Source organism: Acinetobacter sp. A2 (assembly GCF_048537555.1).
Taxonomy (GTDB): domain Bacteria; phylum Pseudomonadota; class Gammaproteobacteria; order Pseudomonadales; family Moraxellaceae; genus Acinetobacter.
In genome coordinates this window covers 1,174,638-1,195,453 of the sequence record NZ_CP183239.1, presented here as the reverse complement: position 1 = coordinate 1,195,453, position 20,816 = coordinate 1,174,638, and the positions used below count along the sequence as shown (strand labels likewise).

The 20,816-nt window shown below is 41.4% G+C and carries 18 protein-coding genes; 6 read left to right on the top strand and 12 right to left on the bottom strand.

Features of this window, described 5'->3' with window-relative positions; genetic code table 11:
• Positions 1–4 precede the first annotated feature (4 nt).
• Positions 5–2,818: an autotransporter assembly complex protein TamA gene (locus ACNS8M_RS05585; protein ID WP_168417447.1), complete on the bottom strand. Its 2,814-nt coding sequence runs from the start codon at positions 2,816–2,818 to the stop codon at positions 5–7.
• Between the two features lie 175 nt (positions 2,819–2,993).
• Here ACNS8M_RS05585 and ACNS8M_RS05580 point away from each other — a divergent pair, with 175 nt between their 5' ends.
• Both ACNS8M_RS05580 and coq7 read left to right on the top strand, forming a co-directional pair.
• On the top strand, positions 2,994–4,313 hold the full coding sequence (locus tag ACNS8M_RS05580; RefSeq protein WP_168526486.1) for an MFS transporter: 1,320 nt from the start codon (positions 2,994–2,996) through the stop codon (positions 4,311–4,313).
• Positions 4,314–4,317: 4 nt separating this feature from the next.
• On the top strand, positions 4,318–4,953 hold the full coding sequence (gene coq7, locus ACNS8M_RS05575) for a 2-polyprenyl-3-methyl-6-methoxy-1,4-benzoquinone monooxygenase (protein ID WP_419225255.1): 636 nt from the start codon (positions 4,318–4,320) through the stop codon (positions 4,951–4,953).
• A 313-nt stretch (positions 4,954–5,266) separates the two neighbouring features.
• Here the strand turns inward: coq7 and ACNS8M_RS05570 are convergent, their stop codons facing one another.
• The 6 genes from ACNS8M_RS05570 to ACNS8M_RS05545 all read right to left on the bottom strand — a co-directional run bounded on the left by ACNS8M_RS05570 (position 5,267) and on the right by ACNS8M_RS05545 (position 10,602).
• Positions 5,267–5,704 carry a 2-amino-4-hydroxy-6-hydroxymethyldihydropteridine diphosphokinase gene (locus ACNS8M_RS05570; RefSeq protein WP_168526482.1) on the bottom strand — a complete coding sequence of 146 codons (438 nt, stop codon included), beginning with the start codon at positions 5,702–5,704 and terminating at the stop codon, positions 5,267–5,269.
• The gene (gene folB, locus ACNS8M_RS05565) at positions 5,661–6,041 is read right to left on the bottom strand and encodes a dihydroneopterin aldolase (protein WP_168526480.1); all 381 of its coding nucleotides are present in this window, start codon (positions 6,039–6,041) and stop codon (positions 5,661–5,663) included. The genes ACNS8M_RS05570 and folB overlap by 44 nt, the downstream gene beginning before the upstream one ends.
• A 132-nt stretch (positions 6,042–6,173) precedes the next feature.
• Entirely contained in the window at positions 6,174–7,472 is a 1,299-nt protein-coding gene (locus ACNS8M_RS05560) for an ABC1 kinase family protein (RefSeq protein ID WP_168417504.1), read from the bottom strand.
• Between the two features lie 58 nt (positions 7,473–7,530).
• Positions 7,531–8,259 carry a HesA/MoeB/ThiF family protein gene (locus ACNS8M_RS05555; protein WP_168417505.1) on the bottom strand — a complete coding sequence of 243 codons (729 nt, stop codon included), beginning with the start codon at positions 8,257–8,259 and terminating at the stop codon, positions 7,531–7,533.
• 303 nt (positions 8,260–8,562) lie between these two features.
• Entirely contained in the window at positions 8,563–9,867 is a 1,305-nt protein-coding gene (locus ACNS8M_RS05550; protein ID WP_168417452.1) for an RNA-guided endonuclease InsQ/TnpB family protein, read from the bottom strand.
• 72 nt (positions 9,868–9,939) lie between these two features.
• Complete coding sequence (locus ACNS8M_RS05545; protein ID WP_152875444.1) at positions 9,940–10,602, bottom strand: IS1595 family transposase; 663 nt, start codon at positions 10,600–10,602, stop codon at positions 9,940–9,942.
• Between the two features lie 60 nt (positions 10,603–10,662).
• Between ACNS8M_RS05545 and ACNS8M_RS05540 the strand changes: the two genes are divergently transcribed.
• Complete coding sequence (locus ACNS8M_RS05540) at positions 10,663–11,712, top strand: spinster family MFS transporter (protein ID WP_252726318.1); 1,050 nt, start codon at positions 10,663–10,665, stop codon at positions 11,710–11,712.
• Positions 11,713–11,797: 85 nt separating this feature from the next.
• Here ACNS8M_RS05540 and ACNS8M_RS05535 read toward each other — a convergent pair whose 3' ends face one another.
• The 3 genes from ACNS8M_RS05535 to ACNS8M_RS05525 form a co-directional block, all read right to left on the bottom strand.
• Complete coding sequence (locus ACNS8M_RS05535) at positions 11,798–13,444, bottom strand: AMP-binding protein (RefSeq protein WP_419225254.1); 1,647 nt, start codon at positions 13,442–13,444, stop codon at positions 11,798–11,800.
• Positions 13,445–13,738: 294 nt separating this feature from the next.
• On the bottom strand, positions 13,739–14,875 hold the full coding sequence (locus tag ACNS8M_RS05530) for an acyl-CoA dehydrogenase family protein (protein ID WP_168417456.1): 1,137 nt from the start codon (positions 14,873–14,875) through the stop codon (positions 13,739–13,741).
• A gap of 122 nt (positions 14,876–14,997) precedes the next feature.
• Positions 14,998–15,768: a 3-hydroxyacyl-CoA dehydrogenase gene (locus tag ACNS8M_RS05525; protein ID WP_168417457.1), complete on the bottom strand. Its 771-nt coding sequence runs from the start codon at positions 15,766–15,768 to the stop codon at positions 14,998–15,000.
• A gap of 142 nt (positions 15,769–15,910) precedes the next feature.
• Between ACNS8M_RS05525 and ACNS8M_RS05520 the strand changes: the two genes are divergently transcribed.
• From ACNS8M_RS05520 to ACNS8M_RS05510, 3 genes are all read left to right on the top strand, one after another.
• Entirely contained in the window at positions 15,911–16,936 is a 1,026-nt protein-coding gene (locus tag ACNS8M_RS05520; protein ID WP_194558998.1) for an AraC family transcriptional regulator, read from the top strand.
• Between the two features lie 246 nt (positions 16,937–17,182).
• Positions 17,183–17,533 carry a hypothetical protein gene (locus ACNS8M_RS05515; protein WP_168417459.1) on the top strand — a complete coding sequence of 117 codons (351 nt, stop codon included), beginning with the start codon at positions 17,183–17,185 and terminating at the stop codon, positions 17,531–17,533.
• Between the two features lie 286 nt (positions 17,534–17,819).
• Positions 17,820–18,731: a bestrophin family protein gene (locus tag ACNS8M_RS05510; RefSeq protein WP_168526297.1), complete on the top strand. Its 912-nt coding sequence runs from the start codon at positions 17,820–17,822 to the stop codon at positions 18,729–18,731.
• 23 nt (positions 18,732–18,754) lie between these two features.
• On the opposite strand, the gene prmC is transcribed toward ACNS8M_RS05510, so the two are convergent.
• On the bottom strand, positions 18,755–19,579 hold the full coding sequence (gene prmC / locus ACNS8M_RS05505; protein ID WP_168526299.1) for a peptide chain release factor N(5)-glutamine methyltransferase: 825 nt from the start codon (positions 19,577–19,579) through the stop codon (positions 18,755–18,757).
• On the bottom strand, positions 19,579–20,667 hold the full coding sequence (gene prfA / locus ACNS8M_RS05500) for a peptide chain release factor 1 (RefSeq protein WP_168461907.1): 1,089 nt from the start codon (positions 20,665–20,667) through the stop codon (positions 19,579–19,581). Before prfA ends, prmC begins: the two co-directional genes overlap by 1 nt.
• Between the last annotated feature and the right edge of the window lie 149 nt (positions 20,668–20,816).

The window sequence follows — 20,816 nt, the reverse complement described above, 5'->3', positions numbered from 1 at the left end:
AAATTTATAGTTGAGAGCCAATAAAGAAATGTAGACGGATTGGATGGTTGTCATCTGAAATACCCGATGCCACATCTATCCGAATTGGACCAATTGGAGATGCCCAACGCACACCCAAGCCTACGCTATATTCGGTGTCATTACTAAAATCTGTATCGTAGGCATTACCAAAGTCACTAAATACCGCAGCACGCCAGCCCTCTTTAAATTGATAGTTATATTCCAAAGAGCCTACAGCCAAAGCCTGACCACCAATTTTAAAGCCATCAATCTGTGGTGCTAAAGATTTATAGTCAAAGCCACGCAGACTCTGGTCGCCCCCCGTAAAATAACGCAAGTTATAAGGTACTTTTTTAAAGTCTTCGGTGTAGATATAACCTAAGTCACTACGCCCCACAAACTGGTGATTGTCATTTTCACCCATGGAATAAATAAAGCGCCAGCCTGCATTAAATATGGCTAAATCAGCATCACTAAGTAATGATTCGCTGCCCAGTTCTACTTTATAAATTTGTCTAAATCCCTTGCTTGGGTTTACTCGTCGGTTGCTGTCTGTTCTGGAAATTTCATAGCCAAGCAATAACGATTGCTGCTCAACATCTCCATTCGCAATAAAGGCATCAGGGACATTATCTAAAAATACATCGCCTGTTTCAGTTAAGCGGTCTAAACGGTAGCGCAGGCCAAAGGTATGCTGCCAGCTCCCCATTGGGTTTTTAATCACACGGTCTGCACCTGCAACCGCAGATTCGATTAATAAGCCACTACCTTGTGCAACATCATCACGCTCTTCACGCTCATAACCACCAACTAAGGCCACATAGTCATTTAATGGATGGTTATACGGAATGTTATAGCGCCCATCTATGGCTTGACGAATTTCAGATAGCTCCAAGTTGGCATCGAATGAATGACCTCGTTTATTGACAATGGCACGGCGATACTGCCCACGTAAACGGACACCCGTGTCTGTACCATAACCTGTACCAACTTCAGCACTGTTTAAACGGTCTGCATTTAAGGTCACAATGACAGGAATTTTTTTATCTATACGCGCTTGTTCTTTAAAGCGCTCTTCTTCAGTTTGCTTATTTTCTTGTTGAACTTGCAGGGTGCGTAGGTTTTCATTGGCAGGTCCTTCTTCTGTACCCGCAAATTCCGCTTCATTCACCACAGACTGTGTAACTTCTTGCGAAGAAGCCACCTGCTTTTTATCTGTAACCGTAGCATCACCCAAAGACAGCTTTTGCTGATCGACCAAGGCCTGAATATCAGGTGGCAATTCTAAAGGATGCTCTACAGGATCAGGACGAATTGTATCAACCAAAGTGTAGTTAAAATAACGTGAGTTGGTTAAGTTGTTGGCTAAACCATTGACACGCCAAAAGGTATAGTCAGCATTTTCCTGCCAAGTCACCATACTTTGTAAGATGTCCATATCAAGCGGGAATTCCTGATTTGGATCGCTCATACGGAATTCCACTGCACCAAGTTTGTAACGCTCGCCCGTTTCATAGCGTAAATTTATATCTGCTGTATTTTGCGGCTGTGCGACTTTAACATCATGCAAACGCCAATAACTGTCGAAATATCCATTGTCTGTGGCAGCATCGGTAATTCGCTTTTTGGTTTGCTCGTACAAACCATGATTGAACACGTCATCTACTTCTTGATCTGGCAATACGCCAATGACCTGAAATTGTGCCTCGTATTGCCCTTCGCCCGTAAACTCTATATTTTGTTGTTTAATCGCCACAGGTGGATTAGGCACTACATTTACACGTACGCGACTGTCACTAAGTTTTTCAAATTTAAATTCGGCATTGTAAAACCCCACCGCCTGCGCTGCCTGATTGGATAAGGTGCGCAACTGTGGCAAGGCCACTGGAAAGTCTGCAAACGATTCTTGGGTAAAACTTGAGAGTTTTGCCTTAATGTTGGCACTTAAATTATCTACCGCTGTGCGATAAGCTTCTGGTGAAACTTCTCCAATGGCGTTTTGTGTTCCATTTTGAGCACTGTTTGCGCTAATCACAACATCGGCACTAATCCTTGGCACTTTGGCAGTATTGAGTTCACGCGGTGGGCGGACTTTATGTAATAGCCGTCTGAAAAAACCCGGTTGATCTGCATTTTCAGCCTGTGTCATCCAGCCCAATTCGGTCATGGTACTGTCTGCTGGGTTAGCTTCGACTACAATTTTGCTGTCTGCCTGAATGCTCGACATTAATGCATCTACATTAACGGGTGCTTGGTTAATTTGTAGCAACTCCTCTTGAGTTGCATCTTGCACCAAGGTTTCAGGAACCTGACCATTACGATCTAGCATCGCTTCTTGCTTGGCTTGTTCTGCCATCTGAAAAATTTCATTGGCAAGATTTTGATCTACAGGTGCGACAGGTAAATCTTCCAGGTCTTCAAATTCAATAGGTTGAAATTCGGGAAATGTCATGCCAGCTTGTTGTTGCTGTTGCAACATTTGCAAACTATCAACTTCTGGCGCTTGCGCCTGCTGCATTGCTTCTTCTATTTTTTGTAACTCTTCGGCGCTATCTTTACCTTGTGCTGCAGCCAGTTGCTTAATTTCGGCTTCGAGGCTCTGTGCTTCTTCTGCCACAGGTGTTTGGATCGTTGCAGTATTAATTTCACCTGTTGCTTGTTGCACTGTATTTGCCGCTGGAATACTTTCAGCAAAACTTGAAGATGCAACAAAACCCAAAAACAGACCAAGCCCGATATTTTTTGGCATATTCCAACACAAAATAGCGTGCATACTGGAACAAAGTACTGATTTTTTAAAGTTTGTATTGACAGGCATAAACAACTCTAAACTGATTTAATTTTTATGGAAAAACCCCAATGAACGCGCGTGCAAACACCAATTTATTTGATTTTTTCATCAGTGAAAAGACTTGAAACATCATACATGATTTTCTGTACTATTATATCAAGCGGTCACATTTCTTAATAAAACTAAACGAAGTTAATCACGCATGGAAAAAAATGAACAGTTAATGAAAAGTCGGCGCTTTTTGCCGATGTTTCTCACTCAGTTTTTTGGCGCACTCAATGATAATGTTTATAAACAAGCGCTGCTTTTGGTCTTTACCTATGGCTGGATTAGTCAGCAGTCTGCAAATGTCAGTACGCTAAATAACTTAGCTGCTCTACTGTTTATTTTGCCTTATTTCATTTTTTCAGCGACTGCGGGGCAACTGGCAGACAAATACGAGCGAGCGCAACTGGTACGTGCCATTAAATTGCTCGAAATTATCATCATGCTCATTGGTACTGCAGGTTTCCTGTTGGGAAATTTATGGTTGCTATTGATTGCTTTATTTTTAATGGGCGCTCAATCGACTTTCTTTGGCCCAATTAAATATGCCATTTTACCCGAAGTGCTCAAACCGCATGAACTGATGTCGGGCAATGCTATTTTCCAGTCAGGGACTTCAATTGCCATTTTACTGGGTATGATTTTAGGTGGTGCTGTCATTTCTGTTTCTGCGGGAAATTTACTGTGGATTAGCCTGACCGTCATTGTAATTGCACTGATTGGCTATGCGTCCAGTCGTTTTGTATTAACCCAGCGTGTGACTGCACCCGAGATTGAAATTGACTGGAATTTTTTCCGTACCAGTTTCCAGACTTTAAAATATGCCAAAAGCCTGCCGATGATTTTTTTGATCTTACTTGGAAACTCTTGGTATTGGTTTTATGGGGCAACTTATTTGACCCAAATTCCACAACTGACTCAGCAGAACCTACATGCTTCTGAAAACGTGGTGAGTTTATTACTCACCCTATTTTCAGTTGGCATTGGTGCAGGTTCTTTGCTGTGCCGCAAATTAGGTGGCTCAGAAGTCAATATAAAAATGGTTCCAATTGGTGCAGTAGGTCTAACCATTTTCGCTTTTTATTTAGCAGGTGCATTGGCCTTTGTACCGCCTCAAACAGGTGAACTACTTGGCTTATCAGCCGTGTTTCAGCAAGGCTGGAGCTATTATCACGTGATGCTTGCAGTTACTTTATTGGGGATTAGTGGCGGTTTTTACATTGTACCCTTATATGCCATGATGCAGGCTTATTCTCCTCGCTCACACCGTGCACGTGTGGTTGCCGCCAATAATATTTTAAATGCCATTTTTATGGTGTCGTCTGCGGTTTTCTCGATTTTAATTTTAAGTGTTTTAAAAATTGATTTAAAAATTCTGTTTAGTATCACAGCGGTTTTAAGTGCCATTTTCACGATTTGGCTCTTGTTAAAGCTCAAGCCAATGTTAGATACTGCACAAGACTCTTTGGAGGATTAAGTTCATGCGTCATTACACAGGTATAGACAAGTTTATTCACTCATTTGACCAAGCCTTGCGCAGCTTAGTGCCAGGTACAACTTCGGCACAACGCGAAAACCCAGGCAATGCGGTTGAAACCAAATTGGCTGTGAGTGAAGCGCGTCATGTTGCTGGGTTAATGCGTGTTAATCACAGTGGCGAAGTATGTGCCCAAGCCTTGTATCACGGTCAGGCTTTAACCGCCAAATTACCCAATGTACGTCGTGAAATGGAACAGGCTGCAATTGAGGAACAAGACCATTTGGCATGGTGTGAAGACCGTTTAAAAGAATTAGACAGCCATACCAGCCTGCTCAACCCTGTATGGTACGGCCTTTCATTTGGAATGGGTGCAATTGCAGGCATTGCAGGCGACAAATACAGTTTGGGCTTTGTGGCAGAAACCGAGCGTCAAGTGAGCTTGCATTTACAGCATCATATTAGTCAGCTACCTGAACAAGATGACCGTTCACGTAAAATTTTGGTGCAAATGAATGAAGATGAATTACACCATCGCGATACAGCGCTTAATGCAGGTGGTGTAGATTTACCTGTGCCTGTACGCTTGACCATGACCGCTATTTCCAAGCTGATGACCAAGACCAGTTATTATATTTAATGAATTGATGACACTTAAACGCTCACGATTGTGGGCGTTTTATATGTCAATGAAATAGAAAACATCTCGATTAAAACAATCAAGAAATAACAGAGAAAGAGCCGATTTTAAGTTATCCCAAGATTTATCCGCAGATTTTGTGGATAGTTTTCTGACTGTAGCCTGTATGTATACAGCAACGATATGGTTTTCGATGGTTTTTTATACAAAAATATTCACAGAATATGACATGCTGATGTCTGCAATCTAAGATCATGCATCTTAGTCAAAATGCTAAAGATTGATCACGAATCAATAACTCTAATTGCCTGATTTACTCTTCACAACGCACCACTGGATAATGATGCTCAGGATGCATAAATGCTTGATCTTGCCAAATTTCCCACATTGGAATTTTAACATCTAAAGCCAAAGGCAGTTTTTTCGGATTTAATTGCATGTGGGCTAAATCTGCTCCCCACGCAATAATATCAATATCCAGTGGGATATCGTGCGATGGACGCACACGCCCTGCTGCAACTTCCATTTCCTTGAGAATGACATTCAACTGTGCATAGCTCAAACGACTTTTGATTAAGCAAGCAGAATTCCAGTAATCTGCACCGATCCCATCACGGCAAGGAATGAGATAAATTTGCGAAAACTGTGTTTCACCCAAGGCAGCAATTTGCTGATAGGCCTGTTTAAACTGGCGTGAAGCTTCACAGTTACTCGCCAGAGCGAGGGCAAAAATCGTGTCGGTGGCGTTCAAGACGAATTCCTACAGAATGTGCTTCTGGAATAATGGCAGGTTTACGAATCGTGATGGTAATAGATTCAATTGCTGCAAAGGTAGTAAAAAGTGCATCGAGCACCAATTTTGCTGCATGTTCGATTAATTTAGGCGCAGCATTTTGAATGACCTGTGCAGAAATGCTGCAGATTTCAGCATAATTTAGAGTGTCCTGTAACTCATCTGAAGTGGCGGCCTGATCTAAATTGGTCGTAATAATTAAATCCAACATCAAAGGCTGTTGAATCTGACGCTCCCATGCAAAACAGCCAACCACTGTCTCTACCTTTAAGCCTTCAATGATAATTGCGTCCATTTAAAACCTGCAAAATTCGTGTGTCATTGCTATCTCAGTGAGTAGCTATTATGAATCGTCACGATCAATATGAGAAAAACCCTCTTGGCGAAGAGGGATTTTAAATCTACTAAATTAAGTACCGTTTGACCCTTAATGTTTCAACAAAAGGTTGGGGTCCATGCTTTGCACCATCTGCAATCGTTGATCTGCATAAATGTCAGTATAAGGTGCCAACACGCGCATGAAACGATCGAAATACAACATTTGCTTGAACAGCAAAGCAAAATCACGTGGGAAGCGAATCCCATGACGCTCACCTACCGCGACCATGTCCATCATAATGTCGTTTAAATCGGCAGGATTAGAAGTTAGTAATTCTTGAGGGTCGGCCAATAATACACCGCTGAATAAACGCTCTAAGTCCGCAGCCAAAACTTGTGTATCAATTTGAGTATCGGTCATGCCCATTTTCAGCATATTCTCTGCCATGAGCGTGTAATTGGTATTTTGCAAGGCATCCATAAAGGCCATACAAGCCGTCCACACTTCAGGGTTGAGCTGTCCAACAATACCAAAATCAATAAAGCCCACCCGACCATCTTCAAGCAACATCAGGTTGCCTGCGTGTAGGTCTGCATGGAAACTGTTACACATCATCAAACTACCAAACCAAGTATTCATGGCTGTAATCAGTACTTGTGATGGATCATTAGATACTTTTTTGACTACTTCAAAATCAGTCAAGGGCACACCATACAAGCGCTGCATGGTTAGTACCCGACGGGTTGAATACTGATGATATACTTTAGGTGCAGTAGCTTTATTGTTTTGAGTCAAATTCAGGTAGTTGATAAAATCATCAAGGTTACGTGCTTCTTCAATAAAGTCTACTTCACGCACCATGCGGGTTTTGATTTCTTCTACAATATCGGCCAAAGACGCAAATTTGACCTTAGGTACTGCTTTTTCAAGTATTTTGGTGGCCCAGTGCAGGACGTTTAAATCGGTATAAAGAATTGTCTCTACACCTGGCTTTTGCACTTTAATCACCACATCTTCGCCACTGACCAATTTAGCCGCATGCACTTGCGCAATAGACGCAGATGCCAATGGTGTTTCATCAATAGAGGCAAAAATTTCATCTAGGTTGCGCCCTGCAAATTCAGACGCTAACACTTGCTGCACATAACTAAATGGCAAGCTTGGTGTCTGGTCTAAACAACCTTGAAATTCTTCGACATATTCACGTGGGAACAAAGACGGCGTACTGGCAATAAATTGGCCCAGCTTAATATAGGTTGAACCCAAAGATTCAAATGTTTCGCGCATGAGTTTGGCGTTACTTGGTTTTTCAGTTGCGTATTTAATGCCAGCCTTGGCCGCCACCACTGCAGTTTCACCCATACGGGCAACTGAACGTAAACCATCTAACCAGATATTATTTTTCATCATGTCTGAGTCATATTAAAGTAGTGTGAGTTTAACAAATAATGATAAGAGAGAAAGTCTATCTTGCCTGACAAACTGGGCAGTCTGTATCTTTTTCGAAAGCCAATATGCGTTGTTTCATGCTTAGACCATCCCAAAGCAATAATTTTTGCTTGAGTGCAGTAATGCCTAAACCTAAATACAACAACGCATGGTGTGCTTGTAAGCTCGCCATTACATTTGGGGTACTGGCCAGCACCCCGCTGTCTGCGCAGCGTAAACTCTCGTTAGCATGTTCTTCTTTGGGAAACAGGCACGCATAGCAAGCCGAATCGCCTTCTACCATAAACATTTGCCCTTGAAAGCCAATTGCTGATGCACTGAGCAAAGGCACATTGAATTTTTGACAAATTTGATTGACCAAATAACGGGTGCTGAAATTGTCACAGCCATCTAACACCAAATCTTGTTGAGCAATTAAATCACCTGCATTTTGCTCATCCAGCAAGGTAGTTAAACTAACAATCTCGATAAACGGATTAATTTCTGCAAGACGTTTCGCTAACACTTCGGCCTTATAAAAGCCTAAATCTGCAGGGCTATAAGCAATTTGGCGTTGCAGATTACTGGTTTCAATCACATCGGCATCAATCAGGGTAATTTTACCCACGCCTGCCCGAGCCAGTAATTCTGCACTTAAACAGCCAATCCCACCGCAGCCCACAATCAGTACATTGGCGAGTTTTAATTTTTCTTGTGCTTCAATGTCCCAGCCATCCAATAAAATTTGACGACTATACAAATGCATTTCTGCATCACTCAATTCAAACTGAGCATCGAATATGCTATCCAAGAAAATATCCTATTCTATACGGCCAAAACGCCAAGTATAACGGTTATTTAAAGCAAACCACTACGATCGTACTTTGAATGTTTTGCATTTAAACAATACACCAAGCACATCATTTAAAGCTGCGGCAGCTTAATTAAAAATGCATACGCATACCGACATTGTAAGTCACACCATCGGCATCACCTAAATATTCATTGTATTGACATACTCCCACCACTTTCACGATGTTCAAGTGGGGGATTCTAAAAGCAAAAGCTCTTAGGTGACTTCCTCACGGATTTCACTTGCTTTCTGCTTCGCAAGGCGACCTTTACCGCATCCACCCTCCACAGACAAAACGGTGTGTCCCACCGCCAAAATGTTGCGAGAAGCATTAATATCTGCATTCTCGCCAAAGCCACACTCGACACAACTAAAGTTTGCTTGAGTAAGCCTATTTTCTTTTGCAACATGACCACATGAACTACAAGTTTGACTTGTATATCTAGGGTCAACTTTAACAAGCAAACCACCTCGCCATTGCTGTTTGTACTCCAACATACCAACAAGCATTGACCAACCTTGATCCAGGATTGATTTATTTAAGCTGGACTTGGCTTTAACATTCTTTCCTTTTTTCTCGATTGAGCCTTTCGCTGACTTCGACATATTGGCTACTTTTAAGTCCTCAACTACGATCATTGCGTGGTTTTTGCTGAGCGTTGTGGTGACTTTGTGCAAGTAGTCATGCCGAATATTGGCAATATGATGATGTAATGTATTGATCTTGAGATTCAGCTTTTTCCAATTTTGACTGAACTTGTTTTTCTTTCTCAGCTTGCGCTGAAGCCTAGCCAATTTTACTTGATTGGCCTTGAAACTATTGATCGGGTCGAATACTTGACCACTAGACGTTGTAATTAACTTTTTAATACCTAAATCAATGCCAATGGCTGATTTCGATGGATGGACTGGTGCTTCTACCGTATTTTCAGCACCAAATGACACATACCATCTCCCGACATGCTTGGAGATTGTGACGTTCTTAATCTCACCCACAATATTTTGTGATTTTCTGAATTTCACAACGCCAATGTCATTAGGTAACTTAACTTGGTTGCCTTTAACCCAACAGTATCTATTGAATTGAACAATACGAATGGAATCATAGCCATTAGATTTCTTTTTGAATCGTGGCATGAGTGGTCTAAGTTGGACTTCACGACCATCAGGCAATTTAAAGAATCTTGGTTTTTTGGCTTTAAATGGTTTTTGCTTTAACTTGGCTTGTTCTTTCGGGTCAAAGAACTTCCCCCAAGCATCACCAAGATCACGCACTTTTTGTTGAAGTGAAACGCCATTTGAACTATTTTCTAGAAAAGCACACTCAGGTTTTTTTCGTAATTCAGGAATTTTATTGACTAAATTAACTTTGTTGATTCGCTCATTATTAGCAAGCATCTCGAACGATACAGCTAAAATTTGATTCCAAACAAAACGTGCAGAGCCAAGCAACTTGTTTAAAACAAGCTCCTGCTCTGCATTAGGCTCAAGCCTAAATTTATACGCTTTGTTGATTTTCATAAATGAGTATGTATGTGTTAATATAATCAAATGCTATCATTAGGCTCTAGACTAGCAGATTTGCACTTAGTTTTACCTAATGAGGTCCCACAACTCTGTTGCTAGCTCATTAGGCTCCCTCATCCAACGCCATTCTGTTTCTTTAAGATGATAATCAAAATACTCTTTTGATATACCGTTGAACTTTGCTAGCCTTCTTTTACAAAAGCTCCAGAATGATTCTATTCCATTTATATGACATTGTCCTCTGGCAAATTCATTCGCTCCATGATTTACTCTAAAATGCTTTGAGTAACCAACATCTACCAAACCATTGTATCCACGCCAACCATCACTATAAATTACACTTTCAAGTGCAACTTTACCTAAGATAACTTGTTGTAATGTAGTCTTTTTACAATCAGGGACTATTTCTGTATAAACTCGACCATTCCTTTCAAATATTCCAAATACAGGTTGTTTTAAAGTACCTCGACCTCGCTTCAATTTCCCATGAAAACCACGTTGTCTTTTTGCTCCAAAATAGCTCTCATCAACTTCAATAGAACCTACAAACTTTGCTCTTAAATCTGTTTGATGATCGTAGATTGCTTCTCTAAAAAGCATGTACCAATAGTTGATGGTATTACGGTTCAAGTTAAGCAATAAGGCTGTTTTAGAAGCAGGAATATCAATGCAAAAGCACTGAATAATTTTTTTAATCTTATAGTGACTTAATTTACTGTTTTCTATCATGATTCTAGACTAACATATCTATTCTGCTAGTCTAGAGCCAAAATTATTGGCTGGGGCTTAATGGCATGGAGTGGTTTTACCGCACTCAATGCAGCAGCATGGAATTTTGTTTCGTTTTTCTTAGTCCGTATGGGTGTAGGTGTGGGAGAAGCAAGCTATGCTCCTGCCGCAAACTCGTTAATTGGTGATTTATTTCCTGCCGAAAAACGCGCACGCGCCATGGGTATTTTTATGCTCGGTCTGCCACTCGGTTTAATTTTAGCGTTTTTTACAGTTGGGGCAATTGCAGAAGCCTTTGACAGCTGGCGTGCACCCTTTATTGTGGCAGCCATTCCCGGTTTTATACTGGCGCTGTTCTTCTTTAAAATGAAAGAACCACCACGTGGTGCAAGCGAAGGTGAAAACTACACGGCAAAGACTGTTCAAAACCCGATTCGCACGCTTTTAAAAATTAAAACCCTACGTTGGATTATTCTGTCAGGCTTAAGCGTGAACTTTGCCGTGTATGCAGGTAACTCCTTCTTTGTACCACTGTTTCAACGCTATTTTGGCTTGAGTTTGACACAATCTGCTGTTATCACAGGCTGTATTGTTGGGATTACAGGTTTAATTGGTCTAACGCTAGGCGGTGTCATCGCAGATAAGATTCATCAACGCTTTGCCCGTGGCCGTTTGGTTTTTGGTGCGATTTGCTTGTTTATTTCTGCAATATTTATTGGTATCGCACTGTATTTGGGTAACGATTCTCTAACAGCTGTGGTTATTCTGCTCAGTTTGGGCTGGTTGGCTTCTTATAACTACTACACTACGGTTTACCCTGCCATTCAGGATGTAGTCGAGCCCAATTTACGTGCGACTGCAATGGCTGTGTATTTTGCCTGCATGTATATTTTAGGCGGTGCGTTTGGCCCAATCGTGGTTGGGGCATTGTCAGATCATTTTTCACAAGCAGCAATGCTAGCTTCAGGCAGTGCGGTAATGACAGAACACTTTAAAGCTGTTGGTCTACACAATGCGTTGTTTGTAATTCCTGTGGCATTATTCTTTATAGCAGTGTTTGTTTACCTAAGCTCACGCAGCTTTGTTCAAGATACACGACGCTTGCAATAACCATTTAAGTGCATATAACAACAAAACGCCAATCTAAATGATTGGCGTTTTTGATTTAAGAGCACTTTAAAACTATATACCCAATTTAACTTACTTTTTTCAAAGCCGTTTGTTTGGTAATTTCCTGTTGTTTCAGTAAATTACGCTGAATTTTCCCACTCGATGTTTTAGGCAAACCATTTACAAATTCTATTTCTTTAGGATAGGCATGTTTCGATAAACGTGAACGAACATATTGCTGTAACTTTTCCTGCAAGGCACTACTGGCTTGATATTGATTTTTTAGCACCACAAATGCTTTTACGATTTCTGTACGTTCTAGGTCTGGCTTACCAATCACTGCAGATTCAAGTACTTCTTCACATTCAAGTAAAGTACTTTCTACATCAAAAGGCCCTACCCGATAACCCGATGTTGTAATGACATCGTCTGCACGACCTATAAAATCAATGCCGCCAAATTCATTTAAACGCACAGTATCACCCGTGAGATAATACTGTCCGACAAATGATTTACGATCATGTCCTTCGTAGCCTTTAAACCACATTAACGGCGATTGCGATTCATCTAAGGCCAAAGTACCAATTTCACCGCATGCTACTTCCTGATGCTCAGCATTCAAGACTGCAAAACGATGCCCTGGAATAGCGTATCCTGCAGAACCAATTTTTTTATGATGTTCCAATGCGTGATGATTCGCGATTACCATGCCCAGTTCAGTTTGCCCATATTGGTCATAAATATTGACGTTTAATTCATGATTAAACCAATGAATCACTTCGGGTGTGAGTGGTTCACCTGCGCTGCTGACCACACGCAAATGATTTTTTATTTCTGCATCAAATTTTTCTTTAAAACCAAAGAACATTCTAAATGCCGTTGGTGAACCTGTTAAGTTGCTTACCCGATATTTACGGATAATCTCTAATGCATGATCGACACTAAATGGGCGCTCATCCATAATAATACTGTGCCCCAAACTTAGTGGCCCAGTAATGCCATAGTACAAACCATAGGCCCAACCTGGATCTGCCAAATTCCAGAATGAATCCTCTACACGTAAATCTACCGCAAACTGCATATACCCCTTAAAGGCCAAAATTGCTTTTAAAGGCACAGGCACCGACTTGGCTAAACCAGTCGTGCCCGAAGTAAACATCATTAAAAAGTCATCATCAAAACTACGATATACTGTTTCAAAATGGCTATTTTGTGCATTTAAGACTTGCCAAAAATCAGCATCAGTATTATTGGCTGTGGCATTCGCATCAACGGTTAAAATACCTACATCATTCAGTAAATCTAATTTAGGACGCTGTTCGCTGTTGGTTACAATTAACTGTGTTTTGGCTGTCAGAATCCGATGCTCAATGGCCTTAGACTCAAATGCGGTAAACAAGGGTTGATACACCGCACCAATGCGCCAAGTGGCTAAAATTGTAATGAGTAGCTCTGCAGTACGCGGCAGTAAACCCGCAATACAATCGCCTGCTTTTAGACCAATTTTGACAAAATAGTTGGCCAGTTTACCTGATGCTTCTGCGAGCTGATCAAATGTCCATGTTACAGATTCACCATGTTTGCCTTCCCAGATTAAAGCAGTGCGCTGAGCACCTATATAGCGCCCGCAACATTCTTCATAAGCATTTATAGCCGTAGGTGTACCCACCAATTCTGTTTGAATGAGCCGTTCTAGGTTAAAAGCCTGATATGCATCTTGCAAAGTTTTCATTATGTGAAGCTCCGTCTTGTACTGATTCATCTGCAATTCTTTTGCAGCAATGTATTTTGTTGTTTTAACCGTTTTAAAAAATTTAAATCTAGGGTGAATTAGGTCTGTATTAAAATTTATGGCATGTCGTGGCTACTGCATGCCAAATTCTTAAATACTAATCAACGGATTCCGTTGATTATCTTGCTTTAGCTAAACATGATTCAGGTGATAGCTCAATTTCCACTCACCTCAACCTGCATGCTAGATTTGAACATTCAATAAAATGAGATACAGCGAATATTTGTCAGTGCATTAGCGCTTGGTCACTTCACGTGCAATGACTAAACGCTGAATGTCTGATGCCCCTTCGTAAATTTGACTGACACGTACATCACGATAAATACGTTCAACTGGAAAATCAGAGACATAGCCATAGCCACCATGAATTTGAATCGCATCTGAACAGACACGCTCAGCCATGGTCGAAGCAAAGAGTTTAGCCATAGAGGCTTCTTTCAAGCATGGTAAACCTGCATCTTTCAGGCTTGCAGCATGTAAAATAAGTTGTCGTGCAGCTTCGATTTGAGTCGCCATATCGGCTAGACGAAATGCCACCGCTTGATGTTGCACAATTTCAACACCAAAGGCTTTACGTTCATTGGCATAATCCACTGCAGCCTCTAAAGCTGCACGCGCCATGCCAACCGATTGTGCTGCAATACCAATGCGGCCTGACTCCAAATTTGACAATGCAATCTTGTAACCTTCACCTTCTTGCCCTAGCAAGTTTTCGGCAGGAATACGGCAGTTATCCAAAACAATTGTGGCAGTATCTGAACAATGCTGCCCCATTTTGTCTTCTAAACGCGCCACAATATATCCAGGGGTATTCGTCGGCACTAAAAAGCAGGAAATACCTTTTTTACCTGCAGTTTTGTCTGTAACAGCGAAAACCAAAGCGACATCGGCATATTTACCTGTGGTAATAAATTGTTTGGTACCATTTAAAACCCAACTATCACCATCCTTTTCTGCTTTACATTCAATGGCGCTGGCATCTGAACCGACTTGCGGCTCGGTTAAACAAAAACAGCCCAACCATTCACCTGTAGCCAATTTGCTTAGATATTTCTGTTTTTGTGCTTCCGTGCCGTAGCGTTGAGTGATCCCACAAGGTAATGAGTTCTGTACACTAACAATCGTTGAAATCGCACCATCGCCTGCGGCAATTTCTTCCAAGGCTAAAACCAACGACACATAATCCAAACCTGCGCCGCCCCATTCTTCTGAAACAGTCATACCCAATGCACCCAACGCACCGAGTTCCTTTAATTCCTGTGCTGGAAATTCGGCAGTTTTATCACGTGCGGCTGCAGTAGGTTTCAGCTTTTCCTGGGCATAACTCCGCAGCATATCCTGAATCATTTTTTGTTCATGGCTTAAAATCATAATGGCTCTCTGTCTCTATTTATGTTGTTCAGTCAGGGAATGTACGCAACATCCTTGTTCTATATTGCGATGATTTTTCGGTTGCTTTGCTTGTGCTTACTTAGGCTATTTTATGATGCAGCTTATTTCGGCTGCATACGAATCGCACCATCTAAACGAATTACTTCGCCATTCAAATAGCCATTTTCAAAAATGTGACCGACTAACTGTGCAAACTCTTCCGGTTTTGCCAAACGTGGTGGAAATGGCACCATTTGCCCCAAAGCATCTTGCACATGCTGCGGAAAAGCTTTGAGCATTGGTGTTTCCATAATGCCTGGGGCAATAGTCATCACCCGAATGGCTTCACGTGCGAATTCACGTGCTAAAGGTAGCGTCATTCCTACAATTGCGCCCTTAGAAGCAGAATAAGCACTTTGGCCAATTTGCCCATCAAATGCAGCAACTGATGCTGTATTCACAATTACACCGCGCTCTTCTTCGTTTGCTTGCAAGTCATATTTCGCCATCAACTGTGCAGCGAAACGAATCATATTAAAACTGCCCGTGACATTGATATTCAAAACTTTCTGGAACATCGCCAAATCATGCAAACCATCACGCCCTAAAACTTTGGCAGAAGGTGCAATTCCCGCACAATTCACCAAGCCATTTAACTGACCATATTTTTGCTCAATATGGCTAAAAAGCTGCTGTACTTGGTTTTCATCGGTTACATCTACAGCCAAAAACTCAGACTGGCTACCCAATTGCTGTTGTAGCTGCTGCCCAAGCTCCTGATTCATATCGACCATAATCACGCGAGCACCCTGCGAGACCAAGTATTGTGCCGTAGCTGCACCCAGACCAGATGCACCACCCGTGACCACACAGACTTTTCCTTGAATTTTCATATTATTTTCCTTATAAATTTCTACAGTTCTACAACTTAAGATGCAGATTAATCACACTCTGGCTAGAGTACAATTTCCAAACCCTGCATCCTCCATGATGTCTTTGGACAGCCAACTTGTAAATGGATACCTTGACTGCCACATGAAAGCCGCTCCACTCACCTACAGTAAAGATACAATTTCAATTGCTTTGGTACACGAAGCTTTGGCTGCTGCACAACAACATACTGTAGACACCGCCGCCATATTAGAAACTGCGGGTATTCCACAGGAATTGCTGGACTCCAACAAAGCACGTGTTTCCATTCTACAATTTGGTCAATTATGGATTGCACTTGCAGATGCAATGAATGATGAGTTTTTTGGTATGGACAGCCATGCTTTACGTCGTGGCAGCTATCAGCTTTTATCTAAATGGGTGTATCAAGCCGATCACTTACAACTCGCTTTGCAAGATATGCTCGTTTTTTTAAATTTAGTACTGGACGATTTTGTCGGTGAGTTACGTATTGAAAATGATTACGCCATCTTGATCATTCATGATAAAGATCAAGTGAAACCGATGTTTAGTTATGCCACCTATTTAATGCTCATTCACAGCCTGATGTGTTGGCTGACTGGGCAACGTATTGCTATTTTAAACATGCAACTTAAATGCAATGCCCCTGTGGATGATACTGACTACCGCATCCGTTTTTGTGATCAAATTGAATACACCTGTACAGACAATAAAATTTATTTTGAAGCACAACATCTCGCACTAAAAATTAAGCAAGATGAAAAAAGCTGGAAACGTTTTTTAAAGCAAACGCCTTATAACCTTTTAGTACGTTATAAAAACCCGCATGCACTAAGTCATCAAATCCGTAAACAATTGGTCAAACTTCCTCCAAGCCAATGGCTTGAGTTAAGTGAACTTACACAACATTTCAATATGTCTGAAGCAACTTTTCAGCGGCGTTTAAAACAAGAAGGCACCAGTTATCAACAATTAAAAAATGAAGTCCGTCGTGATACTGCAATCGAACTACTCAGCAAAACTCAGCAATCCTTACAAGAAATTAGCGACCAGCTAAATTTTCACGATCCAAGTGCGTTTCATCGTGCTTTTAAAAAGTGGACAGGTTTAAACCCAGGTGCATATCGGCAATATACTGAAAACACATAAGCAAGCACTTTATTAAGTGACTTATCAAGTAATTATATTGCATTAAGCCTATTATTTAATTTTCAACTAAAGATACAAGCACTTATATTACAACACCCAATTGAACTGATCGTTCATCGGCACGGCATTGCCAAAGCCCAGTATTTAGTTTACTTTTCAATCAATTTAAAGCATAAATTTTATGCAATTTGGCTGTAATACTCCCCCTGTAATATTTAAATGTACCAACATCTCTGGAGGTCCCCCATGCTTAAGATGGTCGATGTACTTGAACAAAATGTAGTTCAAAATTTCACTCACTCTCTCAACCAAGCTTCTGACCAATTAGATGAATTACTGAATCAAAGTATTCTGAATACCTCAGAAGAGCAATTACGCACAGCAATTTCTGCATTCTTTAAACGTGAAGATGCAATGCAAGCTGCTGCTGCGTTAGATATTTGCCAAGAAGATTTACACGCTTTACAGGCAGGTTTAGCACTGAAAGAAGAACACTTAAGCGATACTGCAAAAATTGTCGCACTGTGTTTGGCTTTAGAAACTGATAGTTTGACCCAAGTCGAAGTGTCGGATTGCTTACAAGACTATCCTATGTAAATGTGGCAAAGACTTAAGCTTAAAGTGTTAACTAAAATTTAAGTTTACACATTGCATCAGTAAATCCGAAAGTGATATCTGAAATCAGGCATCACTTTTTTTGTTTTCGTCGTTGACTGACTGCCTAACTACACTGCACTTTTACAATCTATAAAGCAGCAGTGCATGAGTAGATATTCTCATAGCTTTGATTCACAGGAAAAACCATCACTGCAATACCTAAAGCGACTTGCCAAGCGCTATTTGTCTATGGAACACTAGCAACAGTTTACAGGATTGCTTTAAGATGATTATTCGCAATAAAAACAATAGTTTTACTCTACTTTTTGCATGGTACGGTACGATTTTACCCACCGTCTTACCTGCGCTTGCAATTGTGGTATTTCTTTCTACGGTCTTGGTCTATTTATCTTCGCAGCACTTTTTTCAAGCACCGAGCGTCCCCGCAATTGGCTTTACCATTTTCGGGATTATCTTGTCTATTTTCTTAAGTTTTAGAAATACAGCCTGTTATGAACGCTGGTGGGAAGGACGCAAACTCTGGGGAACTTTAATTGCCACGTCACGGCATATTTCTCGTGACTCGCATGTGCTTTCTGAGCCTCATCGACAAGTCTTGATGTATCGGGTAATGCTCTTTAGCAATTTATTGCGTGACCGTTTACGTAATCAAAACCAACCGATTGAATTTTATGAAAACAAAGTGAAGTTGACCACAAACGATTATCAGGCGTTATTTCAACATATCAATGCTTCACAATATATTTTAGAAAGTATTCAAAAAGATTTAGTAATTGCCCTAAAAACTGGCGAAATATCAGACATTATTTACCAAGGGCTGAATCAGCACATTGTAGAATTGGGCAATGTACAGGCAGGCTGTGATCGTATTTTAAGTACGCCTTTGCCTTTTTCTTATTCGGTCTTGTTACACCGTACTGTGTACTGCTTCTGCTTTATTTTACCGTTTAGCCTAGAAGCCAGTTTAGGTATTTGGACACCTATTTTAGTCGGGTTAATTGCTTATCTGTTTTTAGGTCTGGATGCTTTAAGTGAGCAACTTGAAGAACCCTTTGGGCTACAAGACAATGATTTGCCATTGAATTCTATGGTACGTTTGATTGAGCGTGAAATGCTGAGTTCACTTGGCGAAAAACTGCCACCTGCGATTCAGCCACACCTTGGTAAGTTAAGTTAAATTAAGCGTAGAGACTCAAAGCATTACATCAAACACGCCAAAGTCACTCGATCATTGCCAGCATAATCTTTGACTGTGCGTATTTCAGAAAAACCGTGCTCTGCAAAAATTCCCTGCACTGCTAAAGCTTGGTCATAGCCGTGCTCAAGGGCAATCCAGCCGTGCTGTTTTAACCAATATTTGCCCTGCGAGATAATCTGCACAATATCTGCCATGCCATGATCTGCCGCGACCAAAGCCCGTTCAGGTTCTGCTGCTAATGCAGGCATGTGCTCATCATGAGCATCTATATACGGTGGATTGGACACAATTAAATCAAACCTTGGTTCAGCTTCTAAGCCCAGTGCGTCAAACCATGCACCACATGCAAATTGCACCTCATTCAAACCATGCTTTATAGCATTTTCTTTCGCAACTGCAAGCGTTGGCGGGTAAATATCTGTTGCGGTGATTTGCCAATTTGGACGCTCAGAAGCTAAAGCCAACGCAATAGCGCCTGTGCCCGTACCTAAATCCACCACCATAGCATTACTTTGTAATGACAAAGAGAGTACGGTTTCAACCAAAACCTCGGTATCAGGACGTGGCACCAAAGTATCAGGCGTAACTTTTAAATCTAAAGTCCAAAATGGCTGAGAACCCGTGATATAAGCCAAAGGTTCGCCTGCAGCAATACGCGCTAAGGCCTGCGTATAGGCCTGCTCTTCTGCTGATGTTAATTCCTGACTTGCACGATACTTTAATTCAAGTGCACTCAGCCCTAAAAAATGCTCAAGCAACCAGATATTTTCCTGACGCTCGTAGCTATCGGCTTCACCACGTAGTGCCAAGGCTTGTGCAATATTCATTAGCCACCGTTTTGCTGGGCAAGCATAGCCAACTGATCTGCCTGATATTCACGATGCAGACTGTCTAGCAACTCGGTTAAATCACCTTCCATAACCGCATCTAACTTATATAAAGTCAGGTTAATGCGGTGGTCTGTCATACGCCCTTGCGGATAGTTATAGGTACGGATACGTTCAGAACGATCTCCCGAACCGACCAAGTCACGACGCATTTCTGAGGTTGCCGCATCTGCCGCAGCACGTTTGGCATTTTCCAAACGAGATGCCAACAATGCCATGGCCTTGGCCTTATTCTTATGTTGCGAACGCTCTTCCTGACATTCCACCACCGTTCCTGTTGGAATGTGGGTAATACGTACCGCAGAATCAGTTTTGTTAACGTGCTGACCACCCGCGCCTGAAGCACGGTATGTATCAATACGCAAATCTGCAGGGTTAATGTCTACCGTGGTATCAACATCTACCTCTGGCAGAATTGCCACGGTACATGCAGACGTATGCACACGCCCTTGTGATTCTGTTGCAGGCACACGTTGTACACGGTGTGCACCACTTTCAAACTTCAAACGACCATAAACACCATCGCCATTGACCAAGCAAATGACTTCTTTATAGCCACCGTGTTCGCCTTCATTTTCAGAAAGAATTTCAATCCGCCAGCCTTGGCTTTCTGCATATTTGCTATACATGCGGAATAAATCACCTGAGAAAATTGCAGCTTCATCACCACCCGTTCCTGCACGAATCTCTAAATAAGCAGAGTTAGCATCGTTCGGGTCTTTCGGAATCATTAAAATATTTAAATCTGACTCAAGTTGCTGAATCAGTGCTTTATTCTCTTTAATTTCTTCTTGCGCCATTTCCTTAAAGTCAGGATCAGTCAACATGGCTTCAGCAGTTTCTATATCGGCTTCTGCTTGTTTGTATTGTGTCCATACGGCGGTAATTTCATCTAAATCACTGTGCTCGCGTGACAGTTGACGAAAACGCTTATTATCGGAAATCACTTCAACATCGGCCAATAATGCCGTGAGCTCTTCGTGTCGGTCTGAGAGCTGGTCTAATCGTAAACGTAACGATTCTTTCATTGTTTAAAAAATCTCAATACAAAGGCTGTCGCATACATCACGCAGCACAGCGAAATAAAAAATTGCGCATAGTTTACCGATTCTAAGCACTAAATGACATCATTATTACAGCACAGTGGCACGGTATTAAAGCTCACCTAAGTTATCGA